This window comes from Methyloversatilis sp. S146-33 (assembly GCF_059552495.1).
The window spans coordinates 83,968-108,055 of record NZ_JCANOT010000021.1 but is presented as its reverse complement, the minus strand read 5'-3'; the positions used below and the strand labels follow the sequence as shown (position 1 = coordinate 108,055).

25 protein-coding genes are annotated in these 24,088 nt (G+C 67.7%); 13 read left to right on the top strand and 12 right to left on the bottom strand.

The genetic code is table 11. From position 1 onward, the window contains the following. Positions 1–3: 3 nt before the first annotated feature. The 11 genes from AC51BJ_RS06775 to AC51BJ_RS06725 form a co-directional block, all read right to left on the bottom strand. On the bottom strand, positions 4–717 hold the full coding sequence (locus tag AC51BJ_RS06775; protein WP_496279722.1) for a type II secretion system protein: 714 nt from the start codon (positions 715–717) through the stop codon (positions 4–6). Continuing rightward, the gene (locus AC51BJ_RS06770) at positions 714–1,613 is read right to left on the bottom strand and encodes a hypothetical protein (RefSeq protein WP_430432964.1); all 900 of its coding nucleotides are present in this window, start codon (positions 1,611–1,613) and stop codon (positions 714–716) included. The genes AC51BJ_RS06775 and AC51BJ_RS06770 overlap by 4 nt, the downstream gene beginning before the upstream one ends. Continuing rightward, positions 1,610–2,014, bottom strand: coding sequence for a hypothetical protein (locus tag AC51BJ_RS06765; RefSeq protein ID WP_430432965.1), 405 nt, complete (start codon positions 2,012–2,014; stop codon positions 1,610–1,612). The genes AC51BJ_RS06770 and AC51BJ_RS06765 overlap by 4 nt, the downstream gene beginning before the upstream one ends. Beyond that, positions 2,011–2,613 (bottom strand): hypothetical protein, encoded by a 603-nt coding sequence (locus AC51BJ_RS06760; RefSeq protein ID WP_496279721.1) that lies wholly within the window; start codon positions 2,611–2,613, stop codon positions 2,011–2,013. Before AC51BJ_RS06760 ends, AC51BJ_RS06765 begins: the two co-directional genes overlap by 4 nt. Continuing rightward, positions 2,610–4,133, bottom strand: a complete 1,524-nt coding sequence (locus AC51BJ_RS06755) for a hypothetical protein (RefSeq protein ID WP_496279720.1) — start codon at positions 4,131–4,133, stop codon at positions 2,610–2,612. The genes AC51BJ_RS06760 and AC51BJ_RS06755 overlap by 4 nt, the downstream gene beginning before the upstream one ends. Next, positions 4,133–5,335, bottom strand: coding sequence for a type II secretion system F family protein (locus AC51BJ_RS06750; protein ID WP_430432968.1), 1,203 nt, complete (start codon positions 5,333–5,335; stop codon positions 4,133–4,135). The genes AC51BJ_RS06755 and AC51BJ_RS06750 overlap by 1 nt, the downstream gene beginning before the upstream one ends. Positions 5,336–5,339: 4 nt before the next feature. Beyond that, a complete protein-coding gene (locus AC51BJ_RS06745; RefSeq protein WP_496279719.1) occupies positions 5,340–7,076 on the bottom strand; it encodes a GspE/PulE family protein in 1,737 nt (578 codons plus the stop codon). A gap of 4 nt (positions 7,077–7,080) precedes the next feature. After that, positions 7,081–8,322 (bottom strand): tetratricopeptide repeat protein, encoded by a 1,242-nt coding sequence (locus AC51BJ_RS06740; protein WP_496279718.1) that lies wholly within the window; start codon positions 8,320–8,322, stop codon positions 7,081–7,083. Next, a complete protein-coding gene (locus AC51BJ_RS06735) occupies positions 8,319–10,097 on the bottom strand; it encodes a type II secretion system protein GspD (RefSeq protein ID WP_496279717.1) in 1,779 nt (592 codons plus the stop codon). The genes AC51BJ_RS06740 and AC51BJ_RS06735 overlap by 4 nt, the downstream gene beginning before the upstream one ends. Positions 10,098–10,205: 108 nt before the next feature. Then, complete coding sequence (locus AC51BJ_RS06730; RefSeq protein WP_496279716.1) at positions 10,206–11,582, bottom strand: ExeA family protein; 1,377 nt, start codon at positions 11,580–11,582, stop codon at positions 10,206–10,208. Position 11,583: 1 nt separating this feature from the next. Next, positions 11,584–13,008, bottom strand: coding sequence for a sigma-54-dependent transcriptional regulator (locus AC51BJ_RS06725; RefSeq protein ID WP_430432973.1), 1,425 nt, complete (start codon positions 13,006–13,008; stop codon positions 11,584–11,586). 108 nt (positions 13,009–13,116) lie between these two features. Here AC51BJ_RS06725 and AC51BJ_RS06720 point away from each other — a divergent pair, with 108 nt between their 5' ends. The 13 genes from AC51BJ_RS06720 to AC51BJ_RS06660 all read left to right on the top strand — a co-directional run bounded on the left by AC51BJ_RS06720 (position 13,117) and on the right by AC51BJ_RS06660 (position 23,263). Then, on the top strand, positions 13,117–13,938 hold the full coding sequence (locus tag AC51BJ_RS06720; protein ID WP_496279715.1) for an ABC transporter ATP-binding protein: 822 nt from the start codon (positions 13,117–13,119) through the stop codon (positions 13,936–13,938). After that, entirely contained in the window at positions 13,935–14,723 is a 789-nt protein-coding gene (gene mlaE, locus AC51BJ_RS06715; protein ID WP_496279714.1) for a lipid asymmetry maintenance ABC transporter permease subunit MlaE, read from the top strand. Before AC51BJ_RS06720 ends, mlaE begins: the two co-directional genes overlap by 4 nt. Further along, positions 14,720–15,196 carry an outer membrane lipid asymmetry maintenance protein MlaD gene (gene mlaD, locus AC51BJ_RS06710; protein ID WP_020163562.1) on the top strand — a complete coding sequence of 159 codons (477 nt, stop codon included), beginning with the start codon at positions 14,720–14,722 and terminating at the stop codon, positions 15,194–15,196. Before mlaE ends, mlaD begins: the two co-directional genes overlap by 4 nt. Positions 15,197–15,228: 32 nt before the next feature. Beyond that, positions 15,229–16,110, top strand: coding sequence for an MlaA family lipoprotein (locus AC51BJ_RS06705; RefSeq protein ID WP_496279713.1), 882 nt, complete (start codon positions 15,229–15,231; stop codon positions 16,108–16,110). An 85-nt stretch (positions 16,111–16,195) separates the two neighbouring features. Beyond that, positions 16,196–16,840, top strand: a complete 645-nt coding sequence (locus AC51BJ_RS06700; RefSeq protein ID WP_496279712.1) for an MlaC/ttg2D family ABC transporter substrate-binding protein — start codon at positions 16,196–16,198, stop codon at positions 16,838–16,840. After that, the gene (locus tag AC51BJ_RS06695) at positions 16,837–17,136 is read left to right on the top strand and encodes an STAS domain-containing protein (RefSeq protein ID WP_425762785.1); all 300 of its coding nucleotides are present in this window, start codon (positions 16,837–16,839) and stop codon (positions 17,134–17,136) included. The genes AC51BJ_RS06700 and AC51BJ_RS06695 overlap by 4 nt, the downstream gene beginning before the upstream one ends. Positions 17,137–17,184: 48 nt before the next feature. After that, positions 17,185–18,099 (top strand): ABC transporter ATP-binding protein, encoded by a 915-nt coding sequence (locus AC51BJ_RS06690; RefSeq protein ID WP_496279711.1) that lies wholly within the window; start codon positions 17,185–17,187, stop codon positions 18,097–18,099. Then, positions 18,099–18,857, top strand: a complete 759-nt coding sequence (locus AC51BJ_RS06685; protein WP_496279710.1) for an ABC transporter permease — start codon at positions 18,099–18,101, stop codon at positions 18,855–18,857. Before AC51BJ_RS06690 ends, AC51BJ_RS06685 begins: the two co-directional genes overlap by 1 nt. A 2-nt stretch (positions 18,858–18,859) precedes the next feature. After that, a complete protein-coding gene (locus AC51BJ_RS06680; protein ID WP_425762783.1) occupies positions 18,860–19,093 on the top strand; it encodes a BolA family protein in 234 nt (77 codons plus the stop codon). Positions 19,094–19,100: 7 nt separating this feature from the next. Beyond that, positions 19,101–20,363 carry a UDP-N-acetylglucosamine 1-carboxyvinyltransferase gene (murA, locus tag AC51BJ_RS06675; RefSeq protein ID WP_496279709.1) on the top strand — a complete coding sequence of 421 codons (1,263 nt, stop codon included), beginning with the start codon at positions 19,101–19,103 and terminating at the stop codon, positions 20,361–20,363. Positions 20,364–20,390: 27 nt separating this feature from the next. Beyond that, positions 20,391–21,035, top strand: coding sequence for an ATP phosphoribosyltransferase (gene hisG / locus AC51BJ_RS06670; protein ID WP_019919464.1), 645 nt, complete (start codon positions 20,391–20,393; stop codon positions 21,033–21,035). Next, a complete protein-coding gene (gene hisD / locus AC51BJ_RS06665) occupies positions 21,032–22,339 on the top strand; it encodes a histidinol dehydrogenase (RefSeq protein ID WP_430432985.1) in 1,308 nt (435 codons plus the stop codon). Before hisG ends, hisD begins: the two co-directional genes overlap by 4 nt. A gap of 231 nt (positions 22,340–22,570) precedes the next feature. Then, entirely contained in the window at positions 22,571–23,263 is a 693-nt protein-coding gene (locus tag AC51BJ_RS06660) for a DUF2189 domain-containing protein (RefSeq protein WP_430432986.1), read from the top strand. Here the strand turns inward: AC51BJ_RS06660 and AC51BJ_RS06655 are convergent. Then, on the bottom strand, positions 23,260–23,982 hold the full coding sequence (locus AC51BJ_RS06655) for a PEP-CTERM sorting domain-containing protein (protein WP_496279708.1): 723 nt from the start codon (positions 23,980–23,982) through the stop codon (positions 23,260–23,262). The two genes, AC51BJ_RS06660 and AC51BJ_RS06655, sit on opposite strands and share 4 nt — an antisense overlap. Positions 23,983–24,088: the final 106 nt, after the last annotated feature.

Here is a 24,088-nt window from a genome sequence, read left to right as displayed (position 1 = left end):
GGGTCATGGCAGTTGCCCGGAACTGATCATGCGGCCGAACAGCACGAAGCGCGATTCCCACAGCACCAGATCGTCGAACTCGCCGCCGACCGCCTCCGCGCTGCTGCTGCCCTCCCGCGCATACAGCGTCTGGTCGGCGTCATTTGCGGGTTGGGAGCTGTTCGCGTCCTCGTCAATGTTGCTCGTCGAATCGTCGGCGATCAGTGTGCCGACAGCAGTCGTCGCGCCGCGGCCGTTCTCGCCATGCGACCACAGCGCGTAGGCGACCGCGGTCTGGGTGACGATGTCGGACGGCGTGCCGGCGGCATCGCGCGCGATGATCTTTATGCTGCCGACGTCGCTGAGCGCGATGCGCCCGGCCGGGCTTTTCACCATTCCGGACGATACGACGTAGCCGAGCCGGTTGCCCCAGCCGTCGAGTCCGCGTACGCCCAGTGTTGTCCACGGCAGCAGGCCGCGCCGACTGGCGCAATTGCCGCCCGCGCGGCTCTGTTCGGTGCCGTCGGTGGCCGACACGGCGGGGCAGGGCAGCGAGCGATTGGCGACGGCGTAGGCGGTGACCGCCTCGCGCGCCTCGCGCAGCGCGTCCTGCGTTTCGGCGATGCGCGCGCGCAGCATGGCCATCTGCAGCGTACCGATCGCGCCGACGCTGAGCAGCGCGATGATGGTCAGCGCCACCGCGATCTCGACCAGCGTGAATCCGCGTTCTGTTTTCATGTTCCGCCGCACGGGCTGGCGCACGCCGGGAAGACGCCGAGCGCGCGCGACACGCTGCCGCCGTCGGCCAGCGCGATGCGTCCACTGGTGGCGGTGACGCACACCTGGGTACACCACAGGTTCTGCGTCCACCAGGCATGGGGAGGCGTGCCGCCTGAGAGCTGGATGTCGCCGAGTACGCGCGCGCCAGCGGTCGCAAAAAGGCGCGGCGTGTCCATGCCGAGCACGCTGTCGTTGAAGCCGTCGCCGGCGAGCAGCGTCACCGCATTCAGCCCGCTGCTGTGCGGGTGAGGCGTGCCGCCGACCTCGACATCCTCCAGGAACTGCGCGAGCTCGCCGCTGCGGCAGCCGGACAGACCGCTGACCGCGCCGCGCTGCTGGCCAGGCAGCGGCAGCCCAGGCGCAAAGATGACCGCCGCCAACTGGCGACCGGTGGTGCCTTCTGCGTTCACTTCGATGATCTCGCCCGGTGTGGCCGGATTCAGTGCCGGTTTGTCGGCCGACGTGCCGCGCTCGCTGGTCTGGATGTTGTTGCTGTAGCGCGGACTGCGGGCGTACCAGAGACATTCCCCGGCGCCGTCGAGCAGCGGGCCCAGGCCCAGCGTGCGCCAGGGCAGGCGGCCGATGTGCGCGCTGCAGTTGAGGTCCGATACGCCGTCGTTGTCGAGATCGGGGCAGGGCAGGGCGCCTGGCGAATTGTCGTGGCTGCCGGCTGCATTGCCGAGCGCGCCGTAGGCGATCAGCGCCTCGCGCGCCCGCGCCAGCGCGCGCTCGGTGGCCAGCGCCGCTTCGGCGCCAGGCGGCGCCGACAGTGCGCGCGCCAGCGTGGCCATCGCCAGCAGGCCGAGCAGACCGACTGCGATCAGCAATGCGCTGCCGCGCTGACGACGCCTCATCGCGTGCGCCCCGGGCGGATGTCGATGGCGGCACCGGAGGGTGCGGCTGCGCCGGCCTCGTCCACCGTCGCCTGCTCGCCCGGACGCAGACGCAGCGGGCGGCCATCGGCACCCTTCAGTTGCAGGGTGGCGCCGACGGTACGGGCCGGCAGCGCCGACAGCGTTTCGCCATCGGCCGGAACGCCATTGACGAACCAGGTCGGCGGGCCGGACGAACGGGTGACGACGCCGTCGTGGCGCACCGTGCCGACCTGACGCGGTGCGGTGTTGTCGACCGGCTGATCGCGACGGGCGTCCAGCCGGGCCCGTTCCTCGTCGCTGAAGAACAGCCTGCCCAGCGGCTGCGCCGCAGCGGCGCCGCAGAGCGCGACGAGCAGCAGAGCAAGTGCGTGCCGCTTCACGAGCCGGCTCCCTGGCGTGGCCGGAAGGTGATCCAGTCGAGCAGGCAATCGGCCACCAGCTGTTCCGCGTCACTGGCGACGGCGGCGCGCGTGACGCTGCATTCGCGTACGCGAACGACGGCCGACGCGTTGAATGCGAGGTCGTCGAGCAGGGCGATCAGCTGACCTTCGTGCAGCAGCGGCATGCGGATGCGCAGCGTGCTGCCGGCGGCTTCAAGCTGATCGGCATCCGGCGGCGCGATCAGGGGATCGAGCGGACGCTGCGGCGAGAACTCGTAGTCGACGGCACCGAGGTGGTGTCGTGCGCGCGCGTCGCGTATCAGTTCCACCCAGGCCAGTCGCCGCTCCGTACCGACCGCACCACGCTCGACCAGATGGCGGAAGCGGTCGATCTTGGCGGCGATTTCCGCTTCTTCGGCGCGCGCGCCGGCGAGCGCGCGCTGCGCCTCGGTACGCGCGGCAAGGGCGCGCTCGTGTGCCTGCCGCACGTCGCCGGCGAGCCGGGTGCTGGCCCATACTGCTGCCGCGCCGGCCAAGGCCATCGCCAGCGCCAGCAGTGCGCTGGCGCCCGCCTTGCGCAGATCGTTGAGCCGCATCATGGTGCCAGCCCCCTGCTGATGCGCAGCGAGAACGGTGGCGCATTGCCGGCGTCGGTCCGTTCGGTGCGGGTGCCACCGCGCAATACCTGGCCGGATTCGAGATCGAAGGGCTGGCGCAGCACCTGGACGTCCAGTCCGGGGCGCATGCGTAACTGGCCGGCCAGCGTGTCGACCACCTCCAGTGCGCGCCGCTGCTGCACACCGAATTCCTCCGGCAGATGAGCGTGCACGATCAGTTCGGCGCGCATCGGCGGCAGCGCAGCGGTGTTCCCGTTCGCCGGGTCGGGGGCGAGTCGCCATTCGAGCTTGTCCACCGTCACCTGCGGCAGCTGTTCGAGTACCGCCCCCAGCTCACGCATCAGGCCGTCCGGCATCGCGCTGCGCTGTTCGATCTGCAGGCTGCGCTCATGCACGACGCGCAGGGTGTCCAGCGGTACCGGCGTTGGCGGCAGTCGGCGGATGATCTCGGCGCGCGCACGCTGCGCGCGCTGCGCGTCGTCGTTCAGGCGCAGCGTGTCCTGTCGCATCTCGAAGCTGTCGAGTGCGCTGTGTGCCGAGAACAGCAGACAGGCCGCCAGCGCCACGCTGCCGGCGGCGCGCAGCGCGAAGCGGGTAAGCCAGAGGCGGTGGAAGCGACGTTCGGCCGACGGCGCGAACTGTTCCGCGGGGGGGCTGCGCATCAGCGCCTGCACGAACAGCGTCTCGCTGTTCATGTCCTGCGGCGGCGGACGCAGGCCCAGGCGGGCAGCCGCCTGTTCGCTGTCTATCAGTTCGAACTGCAGCGTGTCGTTCGACCGGCAGGCGAGCGCGAAGTCGTCCATGTTTGCCGGCGGTACCAGCACACGCACGGTCAGCGGTGTGTTGCGGGCGATCAGGCGCTGGCCGAGCAGATATGGATGCAGCCGTCGCGCCTCTTCGGCGCAGGCGCGCGGCAGGTCGTTGCTGGACAGCGCGCTCAGCGGCGTGAGGCGCGAGAAGCGCAGCCGGCCACCCTCGAAGAAACTCTGCCGCACGCCGGCCGCGCTGATGCCCAGCAGCAGGGTCTGGCCTTCGGTCAGGCGCAGCCGTTCGAGTATCGGTTCACTGACCAGCGGCACGCTGTGGATGCCGCTCAGTGCCGCTTCCGCACCGCGCAGCGCCGCCAGCCAGGGCTCCAGGTGAGCGGGGCGGGTGAGCGCGCAGAACAGCATCTGCTCGTCGCGGCGACCGCTGCGCAGCCGGCCGAGCGAATGCGCGCAGGTGAAGGGGGTGCCGAAAAAATGCTGCGCCAGCTTGCGACGCAGCAGCGACACGCGGTCGCCGCCGCGGACGAAGGGCACGCTCTCGGCGACGAAAGCTTCGTCCACCAGATCGCACAGCAGCAGGAAAAGACTGTCGCGGCGCTGGCGCAGGAACTCGGCGAACTGCGCATGGCCTTCGGCGTCGTTGGCGAAGCGCCCGCGCAGCGTCACCTCGCCGGCCCGCCATCCCCAGGCGACCAGTTGCGTGGCGTCGAGATAGAGCACGTGGCGGCGAGGCATCAGATCTTCAGCCGGGTCAGCATGTCGTAGACCGGCCCCAGCACGGAGAAGGCGACGCCCATCAGCAGCAGGCCGAGCACCAGCGTCAGCGTCGGTTCCATCGCCGCCTGCGCGCGGGCGATCGACTCGCGCACGTCGCGCGTGTAGAAGTAGGACACTTCGCGCAGCGCGCGGTCGAGTGCGCCGGTGCTCTCACCGACGCGCAGCATGCGCACCACCAGCGGCGGAAACAGGCCCACGCTCTGGAAGGCGGCGGTGACGTTCTGGCCCTGGCCGATCAGCATGCCGGCACGCCGCAGCGAGTCGCGCACCGCCTCGTTGCCGACCACGTCCTCCGAGGTACGCACGGCGTCGATGATCGGGATGCCGGCGCCGTACATCATGGCGAACATGCTGGCGAAGCGCGACAGCACCACCTTGTGCAGGATGGGGCCGACCACCGGCAGATTGAGCTTGATCCAGTCCACCCGCTGGCGCAGCGCCGGGTTGAGTCGCAGCAGGGCCGCACTGCCGACGACCGCCAGCACGACGAGCAGGATGAGCGCCGGCCACCAGGCCTGCAGGAATTCCGACGTACCCATCAGGATGCGCGTCTGCAGTGGCAACTCGAGCCCGGTGTTGCGGAAGAAGCGCGCCAGATCGGGCACCACCACCAGCATCAGCACGCCGATCACGAACAGCAGGAAGGTGCCGACGATGGCCGGGTAGGTAAGCAGACGGCGGGTCTGCGACACCAGCTCGTCTTCCCACTTGAAAGCCTCGACCTGTTCGCGCAGCACTTCCGGCAGGTTGCCGGTCAGTTCGCCGGCGCGCACCAGCGCACAGAACACCTTGCTGAAGGCACCCGGATGCTCCGCCATGGCCTGCGACAGCGAACGCCCGCCCTCGATGCTCTCGACCAGCGAGGCGACGATTTCGCGCATTCGCGGGTGTTCGGTCGAGTCGCGCAGGTCGGTCAGTGCTTCGATCAGCGGCACGCCCGAGCGCACCAGCTGTTCGAGGTGGAAGCTGAAGTTGATCAGTTCGATGCGCGGCAGGCTGTGGCCGAACAGCGGCTGCGCGTGCTTCATCGGCTGGCCGTTCACGAAGTCGAGCTGCATGCGCTTCAGGCGCATTTCCAGATCGACCAGATTGGCGGCGTCCATGCGGCCGAACACCATGCGGCCCTGCGCGTTCATCGCTTTGTACGAGAAGATGGCCACCGCGCTACCTCGCGTACCAGTCCGGCCCGCCCTGGCTCATGCGCTCGGTCAGGTCGACCACGCGCGCCAGCTCTTCCAGCGAGGTCGAGCCGTCGAGTACGCGCCGCAGGCCGTCCTCGGCCAGCGTACGGAAACCCTTGGCACGTGCCGCGTTGCGCAGTTCGCGCGAGGTGGCGCGGCGGGCGACCAGCTCGTCGAGGTCGGAATCCATGCGCAGCAGTTCCATCACCGCCAGCCGGCCACGGTAGCCGGTGAATTCACAGGCCGGGCAGCCGACCGCATCGTGGATGTCCGGCGGATTGCCGTCGCGCACACCGAGCAGATGCACTTCGTGCGGTTCGGCCGCGCGCGCACGGCGGCAATAGATGCACAGCCGGCGCAGCAGACGCTGCGCGATCACGCCGATGATGTTGCCGGCCATGATGTCCGGCAGGATGCCGATGTCGAGCAGGCGCGGAATGGCGCCCAGCGCCGAATTGGTGTGCAGCGTCGAATACACCTGGTGGCCGGTCATCGCGGCGCGGAAGGCCATGTCGGCGGTTTCGGCGTCGCGGATCTCGCCGACCAGGATGATGTCCGGGTCCTGCCGCATCATCGAGCGCACGCCGTTGGCGAAGTCCAGTTTCACCGATTCGGCGACCGAGGTCTGGCGGATCAGCGCCATCGGGTACTCGACCGGATCCTCCAGCGTCATGATGTTCACGCCTTCGGAATTGATGTGGTTCAGCACCGAGTAGAGCGTGGTGGTCTTGCCGCTGCCGGTCGGGCCGGTGGCGAGGATGATGCCTTCCGGTCGCGCGATCATCAGTTTCAGCTGGTCGAGCTGCGACTCGGCCAGACCGAGGCCATCGAGCGGCACGATGCCGCGCGCGCGGTCGAGGATGCGCAGCACGATGTTCTCGCCGTGCAGCGTCGGCTGCGACGACACGCGGAAGTCCACCGGGCGGCCGCTGATGGTGAGCGAAATGCGGCCGTCCTGCGGCGCGCGCATTTCGGCGATGTTCATGCCCGCCATCACCTTGATGCGCACCGCCATCGCCGGCCAGTAGGAGCGGTGCAGCGCACGGATCTGCCGCAGCAGGCCGTCGATGCGGTAGCGGATGCGCAGGAAGCCGGCTTCCGGCTCGAAGTGGATGTCGGACGCCTCGCGCTTGACCGCGTCGGTCAGCAGCGCGTCGATCAGGCGCACCACCGGCTGGCTGTATTCGTCGGCCGAGGCGGCCAGAGCGCGGTAGTCGACCTCGCCGGTTTCCAGTTCGGTCAGGATGCCTTCGATCGACAGTTCGTGGCCGTAGGCCTGGTCGATTGCGTGCGCCAGCTCGGTCTCGCCGGCCAGCACGGTATCGAGGTCCATGCCCTCGGGCAGCAGCGCGCGCAGCTGGTCGAGGGCGACGATGTCGTTCACGTCCGACACCGCGACCGTCAGCCGGCGGGCGCTCGGCGCGTAGTTCAGCGGCAGCAGCAGGTGGCGCTTGGCCAGCGCCTGCGGTACCAGACGCAATGCGTCGGCATCGACCAGCGCATGCGTCAGGTCGACCGTGCGCTTGCCCAGCGTGACGCCGAGCGCGTCGCGCAGCGTGGCTTCGCTGACGAAACCGAGCTGAACCAGCAGCCGGCCCATCGGAATGTTCTGCCGTTGCTGTTCCTGCAGCGCGATGCGCAGCTGGTCCTCGGACACCAATCCCTGCGCGAGCAGCATCTGGCCAAGCGGCTGACGTTGCGGTTTGACCGGGGCATTCATCGCGTCAGCGTGCCTCCAGCGACAGGATGCGCGCCGCCACCGTGTCGGCATCGAAGGCCGCGGCCTGCTGTGTGCGCAGCGACATCGCCTCGCGGTAGTACTGCAGTGCGAGGCGCGGCTGGCGCAGCTGGTCGAGGCTGACAGCGAGGTTGTAGGCGTGGTCGGGCTGCTCGGGCGCCAGCGTGTAGGCGTTGAAATAGGCCTGCTGCGCCTCGCGCCAGCGCGCCTGCGACGCGTACAGCGAACCGAGCGCGAAGGCGGCGGCGGCCGATTTCGGCTGGGCGGCCGCGATGTCGAGCAGGCGCGCTTCCTGGACCACCGGATCAACGTTGTCGCTGAGTGCGACGCGGGCAGCGGTGTCCGACGGATCGACTTCGGCGATGCGCCGCATCAGCTGGCGCACGCCAGCTTCGTCGCGCCGGTGCTGGGCCAGCGCGGCCAGGCCGTGCAGCGCGTCGGGGTTGCGCGGATCGGCGCGCAGCGCGCGCTCGTAGGCGACGCGGGCGCGTTCGTACTCACCGGCCTGGAAGGCGGCGTAGCCGTCCGCGACGTCCTGAGGTACGGCGGGGGCGTTGCGGGTGATGCGGATCGGCGCGGCGGCTGGCGTGGGCGGGGGTGTCTCGACCGCCGGCGGGTTCGCCGTCAGCTGACCGGACAGGAAACGGGATGAATCCGGCACCGCCGGCGCGGTGAGCGCGGGTAGGGGAGGCGCCGGCCGGCCGGGGGCGGTCGGCTCGGCAGCCGGTACGGTAGCGGCCGGGGTAGCCACGGCCAACGGAGACTGTTCGACCGGAGGCTTGACCGCTTCGGCCATGGGCGTGTTGGCCGGGGCTGCGACCGGTGTCGCCGCGGGTATCGAAGGCGCGGACCGGCCGCTGTCCAGCGATGACAACTGCCAGGCGACCCAGCCGCCGACGCACAGCAACAGCAGCGCACCGCCGCCGAGCAGCCAGGCCAGGGGGGACGGGCGCGAAGTCGGCTTCTTCGCGTCGAACAGCAGGCGCGCCGCCTCGCTGCCCGGGCTGGCGGGTGGCGGAATGGACGGGGTAGGTTCCGGCACGTCGAGCCCGGCAAAGCGGGCGGCCTGAGCGATTTCGTCGTCGATCAGTTCGAGTTCGTGCGCCGGCGTGATGCGCGGGGCGACGGGCGCGGGCGGCGGCTCGGTGGCCGGCGTGTCGCCGCCGCCTTCATCGTCGCGACGCTTGGCTGCCTCGGCCTTCTTCAGTGCCTCCAGCAGCAGGCTCACGGTGCCGACTCCGTGGTCGGCCCTTTCGGCGGCTGCAGCGTCGGCGGCGGAAAGGACGGCGTCAGGAAGTCACGACCCGGCAGCGCGCTGCTCAGCGGCGCGTAGTCGCCATCCAGGCTGGCGTCGACGATGACCACCGGGCGGATCAGCACCACCAGTTCGGTCTTGCGCGAGGTTTCATTGCGCGCCGACAGCAGCGGGCCGAGTATCGGCAGCACGGATACGCCCGGAATGCTGTCGCGACGGAAATTGATCTCGTCCTGCATCAGCCCGCCGAGCACGGCGGTTTCGCCGCTGGCCACGCGCATCACCGATTCGAGTTCGCGCGTCTGGATGACCGGCACCAGATTGGGTGCGCTGAGGTCGGGCGTCGGATCCTGCGCGTCGCCCACCTTGCGCGAGATCGTTGGCCGCACATTGAGCAGCACGAAGCCGTCGGCGCTGATCTGCGGCGTCACCGCCATCACCAGACCGACCGACACCGAGCGCGGCGTCGCGGTGAAACTGCGCACCGCCTGCGTGTTGGTGTTGGCGACGACGTCTGACTTGATTTCGAAGTAGACGATGTTGTTGACCACCTTGAGCAGCGCGGTCTGGTTGTTCAACACCGACAGTTTCGGGCTGGACAGCACCTTCACGTCGCCATAGGTTTCGAGCAGCTTGATGCTGTCCGACAGTTCGCGGTTGCGCCCGAGGCCAATGGCGAAGGGCTGATTGGTGGTGAAGTCGGTCGAGGTGGTGTTCAGCGACAGCGTGGCACCACCGCGCTTGCCGCCGCCGGCGAAGGCGGTCCAGTCTATGCCCTGCTGGTAGTTGTCGGTCAGCTGCACCTCGGCGATGGTTGCTTCGATCAGCACCTGACGGCGCGCGATGCGGGTCACCTGGGTGATGAACTCCTGCACCTTCTCGTGCTGGCGTGAGGTGGCGCGCACATTGATGACGCCGGTCTCGGGATTCAGGATGACGGCCGCCGCTTCGCGAAAGGTGGTCCGCCGCTCGGGCGGCGTCGACGTGCCCTCGGCACCGGCCACCGGAGCCACCGCCGCGTCGCTGCTCTCGGCCGGCAGGAGCTTGTCGGTCTCGCGCAGCAGGTCGCGGATATTGCGTTCCAGCGATTCCCAGAAGCGGTTCCGGGCAACGTTCTCGATGCGCGTGCTCGAACTGTTGCCCGCTGCCGTCGCCGCGGTGCCGGCCGCGCTGCCGCCGGTTGCGCCGCCGACCGCAGCCGACGTGGTCGAGGCGATCTGCGTGTTGATCGACACCGCGCCGGTCACGTCGCGCGACATGTTCACGTAGTCGACGCGGTAGCTGCGCAGGAAGGGTGCGTCCGGCATCACCACCAGATTCTGGCCGTCCAGCTCGAAGCGCATGTCGACCTGGTGGGCGATGCGCGTCAGCAGTTGCGGCAGCGTCTGGTCGATCGCGTTCAGCGTGACCGCACCCTCGATGCCCGGGTGGATGTCGACGTTGACCCGCGCGTCGCGCGCCAGCGCGAACAGCAGTTCTCGCACCGGTACCTGATTCACCACCACGCTGTAGGTTTCGGTCTTGTGTCGCGGTTGCGGCTGCGGTGGCGCGAGCGGCCGGGTGACCGGCGGCGGGATGTCGTCGGCCGGTCGCGCCGTGGGCTTGTCGGCCAGCACGTGGGCGGTTGACGGAGGTTGTGGCGTGTGAACGGCGCAGCCGGCCAGCAGCGCCATCAGGGCGCCGAGCAGAGCAGTGCGGCAGGGGCGGGAGGGCCGTCCGGCCCGGGTGTCGGCAGGTGCAGCACGCATCGATGCGGTCATGGTCGCGGTGGCGGACGGGGTTCGGAAAAGGATGGTACGCGCAATCATTGGCGGATCAAGATGATGCGCGGGCCATCGTACACGATAATTCCATTGTCATTGATCGTCGGCGCGCAGGCTGCGCAGCTGGCGTACGACGGGCCGCGTGCCGCGTATCCATTCGGGCATCGCCTCGACCGCCTGCTGTGCGCTGCGCAGATCGGCAAAATCGCCGTAGATCACCGCCAGCTGCGTGTCACCCGCGGTGTCCGTGCGGTAGGCGCGCAGCTGCTGCGCATCGAGCGCGCGGCCGGCGCGACGGACGTAGTCGAGCACGTGGTCGGCACGACCGGCGGGGACCGACATCAGCTGCACGAACCAGCGCTCGCCCGGCGCCGTCGTGGACCAGGCCCGGCTCGCCGCCAGCAGCGCCTCCAGCGGATCGGCAGGGATCGGAGCGGGGGGCGTGACCGGCTCTTCTGCGCTCGCGGGCGGTTCGGCCGGGGCGGGTGCCGCCGCCGGTCGCTGCGCCGCGACCACCTCTGCGCGGGCGGCCACTGCGTCGGCGAGCGGCGGCTCGGCTACCCGATCGCTGCGGCCGAGCAGGTAGCCGGCGCCGAGCAGCGCGATTGCGCCCAGCAGCAGCAGCGCGTTGCGTGCTGCCGTGCGCGGCGGCGGCAGGTCGGCGCGCGTCTGCGTGTCGGCAGCCGCGCGCTGCGCGTCGGCCAGCGTCACCGCGTGTGCGTTGCGGGCGAACGCGGCCAGCAAGGACTTGTCGGCAAGCACGTTGATGCGCCGGGTGAGGCCGCCGGAGTCGCGCGTGATACGCGCCGTCGCCGCCCGCTCGAACACCGCCGGGCCGCGATAGCCGGCCGCGCGCATGCGGAAATCGATATAGGTCGCGACGTCGTCCGGCGCCAGCGGGTCGAGCCGGAAGTGCTGCGTGATGCGGTCCTTCAGCTGGCGCATGTCCGGCCGGTCGAGCAGGGCGTCGAGTTCCGGCTGGCCGAACAGCGCGATCTTGATCAGCTTGTGGCGCTCGGATTCGAGATTGGACAGCAGGCGGATCTGTTCCAGCGTATCGGCCGGCATCGCGTGCGCCTCGTCAATCAGCAGCACGATCTGCCGACCCGCCGAGAACTCGGCGACCAGCGCCTGCTGTACCGCGCGCAGCATCCGGTGAGCACTGTCGCCCGCGTTGTCGGCGCAGCCCAGCTCGTCGGCCAGCACGGCCAGCAGCTCGCCGCGGTTCATCAGCGGATCGGCCAGATAGATCGCGCGCAGGTGAGGCGGCAGTCTGCCGATCAGCACGCGCGCCAGCATGGTCTTGCCGGTACCGACCTCGCCGCTCACCTTGACCAGGCCCTCTTCGCGGCCGAGCGCGTAGACCAGCGCGTCGAGCAGCGCGCTGCGGTTGGCGCCGCCGAAGAAGAAGTCGGCGTGCGGAGTGATCAGGAAGGGCGCTTCGCGCAGGCCGAAGTGGTCGAGATACATGTCAGCCCTGCCCGCCGGCGTCGCCGTCCGGCGCCTCCATCCGGTGGTACAGCGTGGTGCGGGCGATGCCGAGCAGGCGCGCCGCCGCGCTGACGTTGCCGCGCGCAAGGCGCATGGCTGCGTCGATGTATGCGGATTCCCATTCGCGCAGCTTGGCGTCGAGGCGGAAGCCTCCGGCGCGCAGTTCGGCGGTGGCGATGTCGATCAGGTCGCGGTCCTCTCCCGCAGCCGCGCCGCTGCGTATGGTCGGATCGAACTCGGCGAGCAAGGCGTCGCGCCCGACCTCCTGCCCCGGGTACTTGGTGGCGAGACGGATGACGATGTTGCGCAGTTCGCGCACATTGCCGGGAAATCCATAGTCCAGCCAGGCGGTGCGCGCCGCGACGTCGAGCGTGAAGGGCGGGCGGGCGAGCTGGGCGCAGAACTGGCTGCGGAAGTGGTCGAGCAGGCGCAGGCAGTCGTCGCCCATGTCGCGCAGCGGCGGCAGTGAAATGGTGAAGACGCTGAGCCGGTGGTAAAGATCCGAGCGGAAGCGGCCGGCGCGCACTTCGGCGCCGAGGTCCCGGTTGGTGGCGGCGACGATGCGCGCGTTCGACCGCCGCAACTGGGTTTCGCCGACGCGCTGGAACTCGCCGTTCTCGAGCACGCGCAGCAGCTTGGCCTGCAGGTCCAGCGGCAGTTCGCCGATCTCATCGAGGAAAAGCGTGCCGGCGGCGGCTTCCTCAAAATACCCCGCGCGCGCCGACTGCGCGCCGGTGAACGCGCCGCGGGCGTGACCGAACAGCGTGGGTTCGACCAGACTGGGCGAGATGGCGGCGCAGTTCAGTGCCAGGAAGGGGCGGTCGCTGCCGCCGACGGCGTGCAGGCGGTTGGCCACGATGTCCTTGCCGGTGCCGGATTCGCCCTCGATCAGCACCGGGTAGGGCAGGCGTGCGTACTGTTCGATCTGCGCGCGCAGGCGTTCCACCTGTGCGCTGACGCCGATCAGGGCCGGCAGCGCCGGCGCGTCCTCTTCGTGGCAAGTCCGGGCCAACTGGCGCAGCAACGCATTGAGCGCCTGCGGCTGCGCCGGTTTGGCGACGAATTCGGTGGCGCCGAGCGCGCGAGCGTGGCGCGCGACATTCTCCTCGCCCTGGCCCGACAGCACGACGATGCGCGTGTCCGGCGAATGCGCCAGCAGGTCCGCGATCAGCGCGTAGCCTTCATCGGGACGATGCGGGTTGGGCGGCAGGCCGAGATCGATCAGCGCCAGCGCAGGCGGACTCGCCTGCTCGCGCAGCCAATTGATGGCGGCGCTGCGCGACGCGTGGCTGACCACGTCGAAATCCGCTTCGAGCAGGAAAGACAGCGAGTCGGCAATCAGCGGATCGTCGTCGACGATGAGCAGTCCGGGGCGGCTCGCAGGGGATCGGGCTGAATTCGGCATGTGTGCCGGTCATCATAGCGCAGCGCGCAGCGGTGGATTCCGCCCGGCGGAGGCGCCCGGCGCGTCTGCTACAATCCGCGACCTTTACCACAAGACCGTTCCGCGCTCGTGTCCGCTTCCCCTCCGGCCGAAGACATTCTGGTCGACCTGTCGAGTGTCGACTTCGCGTACGACAAGCGGCCCATCCTGACCGGCATCAATCTGCGCATTCCGCGCGGCAAGCTCGTCGCCATCATGGGTGGCAGCGGCTGCGGCAAGACGACGCTGCTGCGCCTGATCGGCGGTCAGCTGAAGCCGACCGCCGGCCGCATCCAGGTGGCCGAGCACGATCTGGCCAAGCTGTCTCGGCGCGACATGTACGCGCTGCGCCGGCGCATGGGCATGCTGTTCCAGTTCGGCGCGCTGTTCACCGATCTGACCGTTTTCGACAACGTCGCTTTCCCGCTGCGCGAGCACACCGATCTGCCGGAAGACATGATCCGCGATCTGGTGCTGATGAAGCTGCACGCGGTCGGTCTGCGCGGCGCGCACAAGCTGATGCCGAACGAGCTATCCGGCGGCATGTCGCGCCGGGTGGCGCTGGCGCGCGCGGTGGCGCTCGATCCGATGCTCATCATGTACGACGAGCCGTTCGCCGGCCTCGATCCGATCTCGCTGGCGGTGGTCGGTCAGCTCATCCGCAAGCTCAACGACGCGCTCGGCGCCAGTTCCATCATGGTGACGCACGACGTGCACGAATCGCTGGAAATCGTCGATTACATCTACTTCCTGTCGGGCGGCAAGGTGGTCGCGCAGGGCACGCCGGGCGAGATCCGCGCCTCGACCGATCCGTTCGTGAAGCAGTTCGTCAATGCCGAAACCGACGGGCCGCTGCCTTTCCACTATCCGACCGACGACTACCGCAAGGCCCTGATGGAGGTCCGTTCATGATCTCGCGCGTGTTCCGCGCCATGGGCGCCCGCACCATTGATGGCATCTGGCGTCTGGGTTTCGCCACCCGCTTCTTGTTTGCCATCCTGCTGCGCTCGGGCACTTCGTTCGCGCGCTTCCAGCTGACGATACGCGAGGTGTTCTCGACCGGCGTGCTGTCGCTCATCATCATTCTGGTGTCCGGCTTCTTCGTCGGCCTGGTGCTCGGTCTTCAGGGGTACGAAACGCTGCAGCGCTACGGTTCCAGCGAGGCGCTGGGCATTCTGGTCGCACTGTCGCTGGTACGCGAGCTGGGTCCGGTGGTCGCCGGCCTGCTGTTCGCCAGTCGCGCCGGCTCGGCGCTGACCGCTGAAATCGGCCTGATGAAGACGACCGAGCAGCTGAAGGCGATGGACATGATGGCGGTCGACCCGATCGCCCGCGTCGTCGCACCGCGCTTCTGGGGTGGCGTCATTTCGATGCCGTTGCTGGCCGCCCTGTTCTCGACCATGGGCGTGTTCGGCGCCTGGTTCATCGGCGTCGTGTTCATCGGCGTCGATGACGGCGCCTTCTGGTCGCAGATGCAGGCGTCGGTCGATTTCCGCTACGACATCGTGAATGGCGTGATCAAGAGCGTCGTTTTCGGCTTCGCGGTCGCGCTGATCGCGGTTTTCGAAGGTTATGACTCGGCGCCCACCGCCGAGGGCGTGTCGCGGGCGATCACCCGTACCGTCGTCAATTCGGCGCTGGCCATTCTGGCGCTGGACTTTGTGCTGACCTCCTTCATGTTCAGGGGCAATGGATGAACCGTACCGTTCTCGACCTGTGGGTCGGTGTTTTCGTCGCTGTCGGCGTGGCTGCAGTGTTGTTTCTGGCACTAAAGGTCGGCAACCTTGCGTCCGCTAACATCGGGGAGACATACAGGCTGCAAGCCAACTTTGATAACATCGGCGGCCTGAAACCGCGTGCGCCCGTCAAAAGTTCGGGTGTCGTGGTGGGCCGGGTGACGGAAATCACTTTTGACCCGAATCTGTATGTCGCCGTGGTGAAAATGGATGTCGACAAGCGCTACAGTTTCCCGCGCGACACGTTTGCAACCATTCTGACCTCGGGTCTGCTGGGTGAGCAGTACATCGGTTTCGAAGTCGGTGGCGACACCGAAATGCTTCAGGCCGGTGCCACCATCACCAAGACGCAGTCTGCAGTGGTGCTTGAAAAGCTGATCAGCCAGTTCATGTTCAACAAGGCTGCCGAGAGCCCGACCGCTCCCGAGCAGTGACGTACGGAATGCATAGCCGGGAAGCCCGACAGATGACCAAAACCAACAAGCAGTCGAATCTCAATATCCGCTCGGTGCTTGCCGCCACCGCTGCAGCCGCGCTGTTCACCGGCTGTGCGACCTCGGGCAACCCCAAGGATCCGATCGAAGGCTACAACCGCGCGATGTTCTCGTTCAACGAGACCGTCGACAAGGCGGTGATCAAGCCGGTCGCCCAGGGCTACGACTTCGTGGTGCCGGATCCCGTGCAGACCGGCGTCTCCAATTTCTTCGCCAACATCGCCGATCTGTGGACAGGCGTGAACAACCTCCTGCAGGGCAAGCCGGTCGATGCTCTGTCGGATGCCGGTCGTGTGCTGGTCAACTCGACCCTTGGCATTCTCGGCCTGTTCGACGTCGCGACGCCGATGGGTCTTGATAAGCACGAGGAAGATTTCGGTCAGACCCTCGGCCGCTGGGGCGTCGGCGACGGCGCCTACGTGGTGCTGCCGATTCTCGGCCCGCGCACCGTGCGCGACACCTTCGGTCTGGCTGCGGACATCTACGTTGACCCGGTGCGTGACGCCGACGGTCATCGCGGCTACCGCAACACCGCCATCGCGCTGCGCGCCATCGACACCCGCGCCAACCTGCTGAAGGCAGAGGATGCGCTCGAAGCGGCGGCTATCGACAAGTACGCCTATGTGCGCGACGCCTATCTGCAGCATCGCCGCAGTGCCATCCATGACGGCAACCCGCCGCGCGAAGCCGATGACTCGGCTTCGCTGCCGAGCGCGAACCTTCTGACGATGGAACCGCTCGAATCGACGTGGACGATGATGCTTGTCGGCGCGCCGGAGAAGTCGGACGTTGATGCAGTGAATGCGTCCGAGCCGGCCACCGGATCGGTGGACACCGCAGCCGTCTCGTTCTGATCGGCAAGCCCGGCGTTAAGCCGGGCAGCGCGGTCACCACGGCCTGTCGCGTTCCGACAGGCCTCTTTCTTTTCCGGGAGCACATATGTTCAAGCGCTTTGTTCAATTACTGATGGTTGCCTTCGCCGCAAGTGCGGTCGCTCAGGCAAACGTGCTGAAGGCGCCCGACGTGCTGGTCAAGGAAGTGACCGAAGATGTCCTGACCACGCTGCGTACCGATCCGTCGATCAAGGCCGGCGATACCGCCAAGACGGCGGAATTGGTCGAAACCCGCGTGCTGCCGCATTTCAATTTCACACGCATGACGGCGCTGGCACTCGGCAAGGAGTGGCGCGCGACGACGCCTGAACAGAAGAAGGTGTTGACCGAAGAGTTCCGTACCCTGCTGGTGCGCACCTATTCGAACGCCCTGACCAGCTATCGCAATCAGACCATCGATTACCGCCCGTTCAAGATGGGCGCTGCCGACACCGACGTGACGGTGCGCACCCAGATCAACCAGCCGGGCGGTCGCCCGATTCCGCTCGATTACGCGCTGGAGAAGCAGGAAGAGGGCTGGAAGGTGTACGACGTGATGGTGTCGGGCGTCAGTCTGGTGACCAACTACCGCGAAACTTTCGCCGCCGAGATCCGCGCGGGTGGCGTCGACGGCCTGGTGAAGACGCTGCGCGCCAAGAACGCATCGAACGTGCCGGCGCCGCTGCCCGCACCGGCAACGGCGACAAAATGATCGCGCTCGACAACGGCGTGCTGCGCGTCAGTGGCACGATGCGACTGCCCGAGGCGATGGCGTTGCGCGACGCCGGTCTGGCGCTGCTGTCGTCGGCCTCTTCCATCGACTTGTCGGCGGTTGAGGACGTCGATTCGTCGGCCATCGCCGTGCTGCTCGCGTGGGAACGTGCGAGTGGTGGCAGCGATGGCCCGCTGCCGGTCACCGGGGCACCGGCCGGACTGACCAGCCTGGCTCGCCTGTATGAGGTGTCGTCCTATTGCGGACTGGACGCCGACGACGCGACCGCTCGCTGATGTGTGCTTCTTCCGGCCTCCCGCGGGGGCCGGCACTGCAGTTCTTTCATGTCTGATTCCACCGCTGCCTTGCTGATCGAAGGCGTCTGCAAGCGATTCGGTTCGCTGCAGGCGCTTGACCGTGTCTCGCTCGAAGTGAAGCAGGGCGAGTTCTTCGGCCTGCTCGGGCCGAACGGTGCCGGCAAGACCACCCTGATTTCGGCCATGGCCGGCCTGTGCCGTGCCGATTCCGGCTCGATCCGCGTGCTCGGGCACGATACGGTGACCGACTACCGCGCGGCACGCGCCCGGCTGGGCGTCGTGCCGCAGGAACTGGTGTTCGATCCCTTCTTCACCGTGCGCGAAACGCTGCGCATCCAGTCCGGCTATTTCGGCTTGCGGCGCAACGACGACTGGATAGACGAAATCCTGCAGCGGCTCGATCTCGAGGCGAAGGCCGACGTGAACATGCGCCGCCTGTCCGGTGGCATGAAGCGACGCGTGCTGGTGGCGCAGGCGCTGGTGCATCGGCCACCGCTCATCGTGCTCGACGAGCCCACGGCCGGCGTCGACGTCGAACTGCGACAGGGCCTGTGGGCCTTCGTGCGCGACCTGAACAGGCAGGGGCACACCATTGTGCTCACCACGCACTACCTCGAAGAGGCGGAAAGCCTGTGCGGCCGGATCGCCATGCTGAAACAGGGCCGCGTGGTGGCGCTGGAACGGACAGCCGACCTGCTGTCGCGCCGGGTGCAGCAGACGCTGCGCCTGCGTCTGGGCAACGGCACCGCGTTGCCGGTCGAGTTCCGCGCCGTGGCGCGGGCCACGCCCGATGGCCGGGTCGCCATCGTGCTCGACAGCGCGGACGCCGTCGCTGCCTGTCTCGCACGCTTGCACGCGGCTGGCGTCGCGCTCGACGACATCGAACTGGTGAAGCCGGATCTCGAGGACGTGTTCATTGCGATGATGCAGGAGGCCGCCTGATGAGCATGGCGCTGCGCACCCTGTTGTACAAGGAGCTGCTGCGGTTCTGGAAGGTGAGCTTCCAGACGGTCGGCGCGCCTGTGCTGACCGCGCTGCTCTATCTGCTGGTGTTTTCGCACGTGCTCGAACGCACGGTCGAAGTCTATGGCGGTGTCAGCTATACCGCCTTCCTGGTGCCCGGCCTGGTCATGATGAGCCTGCTGCAGAACGCCTTCGCCAACAGTTCGTCGTCGCTGATCCAGTCCAAGGTGACCGGAAATATCGTGTTCGTGCTGCTGCCGCCGATTTCCTACCGCGAGTTCTTCGCCGCCTACGTGCTGGCTGCCGTGATCCGTGGCCTGGTGGTCGGCGCGGGCGTGTGGCTGGTGACGCTGTGGTTCGTCGAGCTGCCTTATGCCCATCCGCTGTGGATACTGTTCTTTGCCACCGTGGGTGGAGCAATTCTTGCGAGTCTCGGCGTGATTGCGGGCATATGGGCCGACAAATTCGACCAACTGGCCGCTTTCCAGAATTTCGTCGTGATGCCGCTCACCTTTCTGTCGGGTGTGTTCTACTCCATCCACACGCTGCCCGACTTCTGGCAGGTGGTATCGCATCTGAATCCCTTTTTCTACATGATCGACGGTTTCCGTTACGGCTTCTTCGGACAGTCGGACGTTTCCCCGTGGATCAGTGCCCTGGTCGCGGGCGGCAGTTTTGCGGTGCTCGCGGGCATCACGCTGAACATGCTTGCACGCGGCTACAAACTGAGAAGTTGAACATGGTCACTCCCGAAAGCATCCAGGCTTCCATCACCGCCGGCATCGACTGCCAGCACTGTCAGGTCGCTGGCGACGGCCAGCATTTCGAGGCGATCATCGTGTCGTCCGCCTTCGAGGGCCTGCGCAGCGTGCGCCGCCACCAGCTGGTCTATGCCGCGCTGGGCGATCGCATGCGCGAGGAAATCCATGCGCTGTCGATGAAGACCCTCACTCCGGACGAGTGGAAGGCCTGATCGAGCGATGGACAAGCTGTTGATCGAAGGCGGCCATCGTCTGCACGGCGAGGCCGAAATGTCGGGCGCGAAGAACGCGGCGCTGCCCATCCTGTGCGCCGCGCTGCTGACGCGCGAGGCGCTCACGCTGACCAATGTGCCGCAGCTGAACGACATCGGCACCATGCTCAAGCTGCTGGCACAGATGGGCGTGGCGGTGCAGCGCGACGGTTCGACCGTCACGCTGGATGCGTCCGGTCTGAACAATCCGGTGGCGCCCTACGAGATGGTGAAAACCATGCGCGCCTCCATCCTGGTGCTCGGCCCGCTGGTCGCGCGCTGCGGCGAGGCGCGCGTGTCGCTGCCCGGCGGCTGCGCCATCGGCGCGCGCCCGGTGGATCAGCACATCAAGGGTCTGCAGGCGATGGGCGCCGAGGTGGCGGTCGAGCACGGCTACGTCGTCGCGCGTACGTCGCGGCTCAAGGGCGCGCGCCTGTTCACCGACATGGTGACGGTCACCGGCACCGAGAACCTGATGATGGCCGGCGTGCTCGCCGACGGCGAGACGGTGATCGAGAACGCCGCGCGCGAGCCCGAAGTGGTCGATCTGGCCAACTGCCTGGTCGCGATGGGCGCGCGCATTTCCGGCGCCGGTACCGACGTGATCCGCATCCAGGGCGTCGAACGTCTGCATGGCGCGACCCATCGCATCATGCCGGACCGCATCGAAACCGGTACCTATCTGTGTGCCGCCGCCGCTGCCGGCGGCGAAATCCGCCTGACCGGCACATCGGCCGGCTATCTGGACGCAGTGATCGACAAGCTGATGGACGCCGGCTGCGACATTCGCACCGAGAAGTCGCCGTCCTTCGAAGCCATCGTGCTGAAGGCGCCGGACAAGCTGAAGGCGGTGTCCATCCGTACCGCGCCTTATCCGGCCTTCCCGACCGACATGCAGGCGCAGTTCATGGCGATCAATACGGTCGCTGAAGGCACCGCCATCATCCGCGAGACGATTTTCGAGAACCGTTTCATGCACGCGGTCGAGCTGGCCCGTCTGGGTGCCGACATCCGCATCGACGGCAATACCGCGGTAGTGCAGGGCGTGGCGCAGCTCGACGGCGCGGCCGTGATGGCGACCGACCTGCGCGCCTCGGCCGGCCTCATCATCGCCGGCCTGGTGGCGCGCGGTGAAACGCTGATCGAGCGCATCTATCATCTGGACCGCGGCTACGAACGCATCGAGCAGAAGCTCAGCGCGCTCGGCGCCACCGTCCGCCGCGTGTCCTGACGACACGCCATCCACACGAGGCACACCGTGCAAGGCATCACCCTGGCGCTGTCCAAAGGGCGCATCTTCGAAGAAACGCTGCCGCTGCTGGCGGCGGCCGGCATCGTGCCGACCGACGATCCGGAGTCGTCGCGCAAGCTCATCATCGGTACCAACCGGCCTGACGTGCGTCTGGTCATCGTGCGTGCGTCCGATACGCCGACCTATGTGCAATACGGTGCGGCCGACCTCGGCATCGCCGGCAAGGACGTGCTGCTGGAACACGGCGGTGCCGGCCTCTACCAGCCGATCGACCTGAACATCGCGCGTTGCCGGCTCAGCGTGGCGGTACCGGCGGGATTCGATTACGAGCAGGCGGTGCGCCGCGGCGCACGCCTCAAGGTGGCGACCAAGTATGTGCACACCGCGCGCGAACATTTCGCCGCCAAGGGCGTCCACGTCGACCTGATCAAGCTGTACGGATCGATGGAACTGGCGCCGCTGGTAGGGCTGGCCGACGCCATCGTCGATCTGGTCAGCAGCGGCGGCACCTTGCGTGCGAACAATCTGGTCGAGGTCGAACACATCATGGACATCAGCTCGCGTCTGGTCATCAATCAGGCGGCGCTCAAGGTGAAGCACGATCTGCTTACGCCCATCCTGGAGGCGATTCAGGGGGCGGTGCAGGCATGAGTGCGACGAAGATCAGCCGGCTCGACTCCGGCGCCCCCGATTTTCTCGATCGGCTGGACACGCTTCTGGCCTTCGAAAGTTCGACCGACGACGCGATCGAGACGGCAGTTGCCGGCATCCTGCGCGACGTGCGGGCGCGCGGCGACGAGGCGGTCATCGAGTACACGCGCCGTTTCGACCGCATGGACTGCGCCGCCATGGTCGAACTCGAACTGCCGCGCAGCGAGCTTGACGCCGCCTACGCCGGACTGAGCGATACCCAGCGCGCGGCGCTGGCCGAAGCCGCCGACCGCGTGCGGCTCTATCACGAGCGGCAGAAGCAGGATTCCTGGGAGTACGCGGAAGCCGATGGCACCCGCCTCGGGCAGAAGGTAACGCCGCTGGACCGCGTCGGCCTCTACGTGCCGGGCGGCCGGGCGTCCTATCCCAGCTCGGTGCTGATGAACGCGATTCCGGCCAAGGTCGCGGGCGTCAAGGAACTGATCATGGTGGTGCCGACGCCGGGCGGAGAACGCAATCCGCTGGTGCTGGCTGCTGCAGCGATCACCGGCGTTGATCGCGTGTTCACGATAGGCGGTGCGCAGGCGGTGGCGGCGCTCGCCTACGGTACGCAGACCATTCCGCAGGTGGACAAGATCGTCGGCCCGGGCAACGCCTATGTCGCCAGCGCCAAGCGGCGCGTGTTCGGCACGGTCGGCATCGACATGGTGGCCGGGCCATCCGAGGTGCTCATCATCTCCGACGGTCACGGCAATCCGGACTGGGTGGCGATGGATCTGTTCGCCCAGGCCGAGCACGACGAACTGGCGCAGTCCATCCTGCTGTGCACCGACGCCGCCTTCCTCGACCGCGTGCACGCGTCGATAGACCGTCTGCTGGCGGAAATGCCGCGCCGCGACACCATCGCCACCTCGCTTGCCAACCGTGGCGCGCTGATCAAGGTGCGCGACCTGGCCGAGGCCTGCGACCTCGCCAACCGCATCGCGCCCGAACACTTGGAAATCTGCACCGAGGATCCGCGGGCGCTGGTCGACAGCATCCGTCACGCCGGCGCGATGTTCCTCGGCCACTACTCGGTCGAGGCGCTGGGCGACTACTGCGCCGGTCCGAACCACGTCCTGCCGACCATGCGCAGCGCGCGCTTCTCCAGCCCGCTGGGCGTGTACGACTTCCAGAAGCGCACGTCCATTCTCGACATTTCGGCCGAGGGCGCGCAGAAGCTGGGCCGTATCGCGTCGGTGCTGGCGCACGGCGAGGGCCTGCAGGCACACGCCCGCTCGGCGGAAATGCGGCTGAAGGACTGACTTCCACGCGGCCACGACCCGGCGTACAGTGGCGCCCGGGTCGTGCGCCCGACCTGACCGGTCATGCGCACGTCGTTGCAGCAGTGAACCGATCAGGGAGCAGCCATGCAGCAGTCCGAACACCCCGAAGCGCCACAAGCCTCAGGGGACGCGCAGGATCTACCTTTCCCGGTGGTGCGTGAAGTCGGGCTGTTCGCCTGTGTCGACTGGCTTGGCCGGGCGTTTCAGGACATGCGCGCGAGTCCCGGTGGCAGCCTGTTCTACGGCGCCTGTTTCGCCTTCATGGGGCTGGTGCTGACCACGGTGTTCCGCCATGCCTATCACCTGACTTCGGCGCTGGTGTGCGGCTTCCTGCTGCTCGGCCCCTTCCTGTCGCTCGGCCTGTACGACCTGTCCCGCCAGCGCGAGGCCGGGCAGCCACCGGTGCTCGCGCATTCGCTCACCGCCGGCGGCCACAATGCCGGCGCGATCGGCGTATTCGCCGTCATCCTCATCATCATCTTCCTGGTGTGGGCACGTGCCTCACTGGTCGTGTTCGCGCTGTTCTACACGACGCAGATGCCGTCGGTGGACCACTTCCTCGAACAGGTGCTGACGCTGCAGAACATTGAGTTCCTGATGGCTTATGCGGTAGTGGGCTTCATCTTCGCGTCGCTGGTGTTCGGCGCCAGCGTGGTCGCCATTCCGCTGATGCTGGACCGCCGACAGGACGCGGTGACGTCCATCCTCGCCAGTCTCTTCTCGCTCGGCCGCAATCCGGGGCCGATGCTGGTGTGGGCCGCGCTTATCGTGATCTTCGCGGTGATCGGCTTCCTGACCTTCTTCCTAGGCCTGATCGTGCTGATGCCGCTGGTCGGGCATGCTACCTGGCACGCCTACCGGGCGCTGATCGAACCACTTCAGCACCCGGCTGGCGCCGCCTAGCGCCGACGGAACAGGCCCAGCACGCCGAGCCCCGCCACCATCATCAGGGCGGTCGACGCTTCCGGCACGGCGGAGACCGCGAACGGCGTCGTGTCGGGCACGGCATCGGCATGAACGCCGTCGGTGAACGCGGTCCAGTTGGCGACGTCATTCACCGTGTTGCCGTAGACCGCGAAATCGGCGGCGCCGCTGCGTGAACCCGTGTAGCTGGCGTAATCGGTGCTGGCGGGCAGGGCGATCGCGTTCACCCCGGCGGTGAGTCCGGCAGCGCCCAGTGCCGTTGCGGCGGCCGCTGCACCTTCCGACGACACTGCGGCAAGAAAGGTGGTCGGAGCCGAGGTGCCGCTGCCGACATAGGCGTAGAGCGTGTCGGCCGTGCTGCTGAGCGCGGCATTGCCGGTGCCGGTCAGGCTGCCGGTGGATGCTGCGCGCGCCGTCTGATCGATGTCGCTGAAACGGACGACCGTGCCGGCTGCGATGATGCCGGCGCCGGTCTGCCAGGTATGGAAGCCTTCGGAACTGGTGAAGGCGGCGCCATCCCAGTTGCTGTCGGTGAAGTAGATCGTGCTGTTGGCCGCGAGATCGGTCAGCGCGACGATGGCCCAGCCGTCCTCGTCGGCATTGAAGGCGGTAAACGCGATATCGCCCGCCCCGAGCGCGTGGGCGCCCTGCGCCGACAGGCACAGCGACGCGATGCACAGCATTCTTGCTGAAAACATGAACACCTCCTCCTGAATGAATGCAGCCGTTCCGGATGGAACGGCCTGCCGGGGGTGGTGTGTCTCCAGCGGCTGCAAGACCGCTCAGGCGATGTAATGGTTGATG

Bases quoted from the DNA above. Each gene is read 5' to 3' on its own strand.
- AC51BJ_RS06775 (WP_496279722.1), bottom strand. From the start codon at position 717: ATGAAAACAGAACGCGGATTCACGCTGGTCGAGATCGCGGTGGCGCTG.
- AC51BJ_RS06770 (WP_430432964.1), bottom strand. From the start codon at position 1,613: ATGAGGCGTCGTCAGCGCGGCAGCGCATTGCTGATCGCAGTCGGTCTG.
- AC51BJ_RS06760 (WP_496279721.1), bottom strand. From the start codon at position 2,613: ATGATGCGGCTCAACGATCTGCGCAAGGCGGGCGCCAGCGCACTGCTG.
- AC51BJ_RS06755 (WP_496279720.1), bottom strand. From the start codon at position 4,133: ATGCCTCGCCGCCACGTGCTCTATCTCGACGCCACGCAACTGGTCGCC.
- AC51BJ_RS06745 (WP_496279719.1), bottom strand. From the start codon at position 7,076: ATGAATGCCCCGGTCAAACCGCAACGTCAGCCGCTTGGCCAGATGCTG.
- AC51BJ_RS06735 (WP_496279717.1), bottom strand. From the start codon at position 10,097: ATGCGTGCTGCACCTGCCGACACCCGGGCCGGACGGCCCTCCCGCCCC.
- AC51BJ_RS06730 (WP_496279716.1), bottom strand. From the start codon at position 11,582: ATGTATCTCGACCACTTCGGCCTGCGCGAAGCGCCCTTCCTGATCACT.
- AC51BJ_RS06725 (WP_430432973.1), bottom strand. From the start codon at position 13,008: ATGCCGAATTCAGCCCGATCCCCTGCGAGCCGCCCCGGACTGCTCATC.
- mlaE (WP_496279714.1), top strand. From the start codon at position 13,935: ATGATCTCGCGCGTGTTCCGCGCCATGGGCGCCCGCACCATTGATGGC.
- mlaD (WP_020163562.1), top strand. From the start codon at position 14,720: ATGAACCGTACCGTTCTCGACCTGTGGGTCGGTGTTTTCGTCGCTGTC.
- AC51BJ_RS06705 (WP_496279713.1), top strand. From the start codon at position 15,229: ATGACCAAAACCAACAAGCAGTCGAATCTCAATATCCGCTCGGTGCTT.
- AC51BJ_RS06700 (WP_496279712.1), top strand. From the start codon at position 16,196: ATGTTCAAGCGCTTTGTTCAATTACTGATGGTTGCCTTCGCCGCAAGT.
- AC51BJ_RS06695 (WP_425762785.1), top strand. From the start codon at position 16,837: ATGATCGCGCTCGACAACGGCGTGCTGCGCGTCAGTGGCACGATGCGA.
- AC51BJ_RS06690 (WP_496279711.1), top strand. From the start codon at position 17,185: ATGTCTGATTCCACCGCTGCCTTGCTGATCGAAGGCGTCTGCAAGCGA.
- AC51BJ_RS06685 (WP_496279710.1), top strand. From the start codon at position 18,099: ATGAGCATGGCGCTGCGCACCCTGTTGTACAAGGAGCTGCTGCGGTTC.
- AC51BJ_RS06680 (WP_425762783.1), top strand. From the start codon at position 18,860: ATGGTCACTCCCGAAAGCATCCAGGCTTCCATCACCGCCGGCATCGAC.
- murA (WP_496279709.1), top strand. From the start codon at position 19,101: ATGGACAAGCTGTTGATCGAAGGCGGCCATCGTCTGCACGGCGAGGCC.
- hisD (WP_430432985.1), top strand. From the start codon at position 21,032: ATGAGTGCGACGAAGATCAGCCGGCTCGACTCCGGCGCCCCCGATTTT.
- AC51BJ_RS06660 (WP_430432986.1), top strand. From the start codon at position 22,571: ATGCGCGCGAGTCCCGGTGGCAGCCTGTTCTACGGCGCCTGTTTCGCC.
- AC51BJ_RS06655 (WP_496279708.1), bottom strand. From the start codon at position 23,982: ATGTTTTCAGCAAGAATGCTGTGCATCGCGTCGCTGTGCCTGTCGGCG.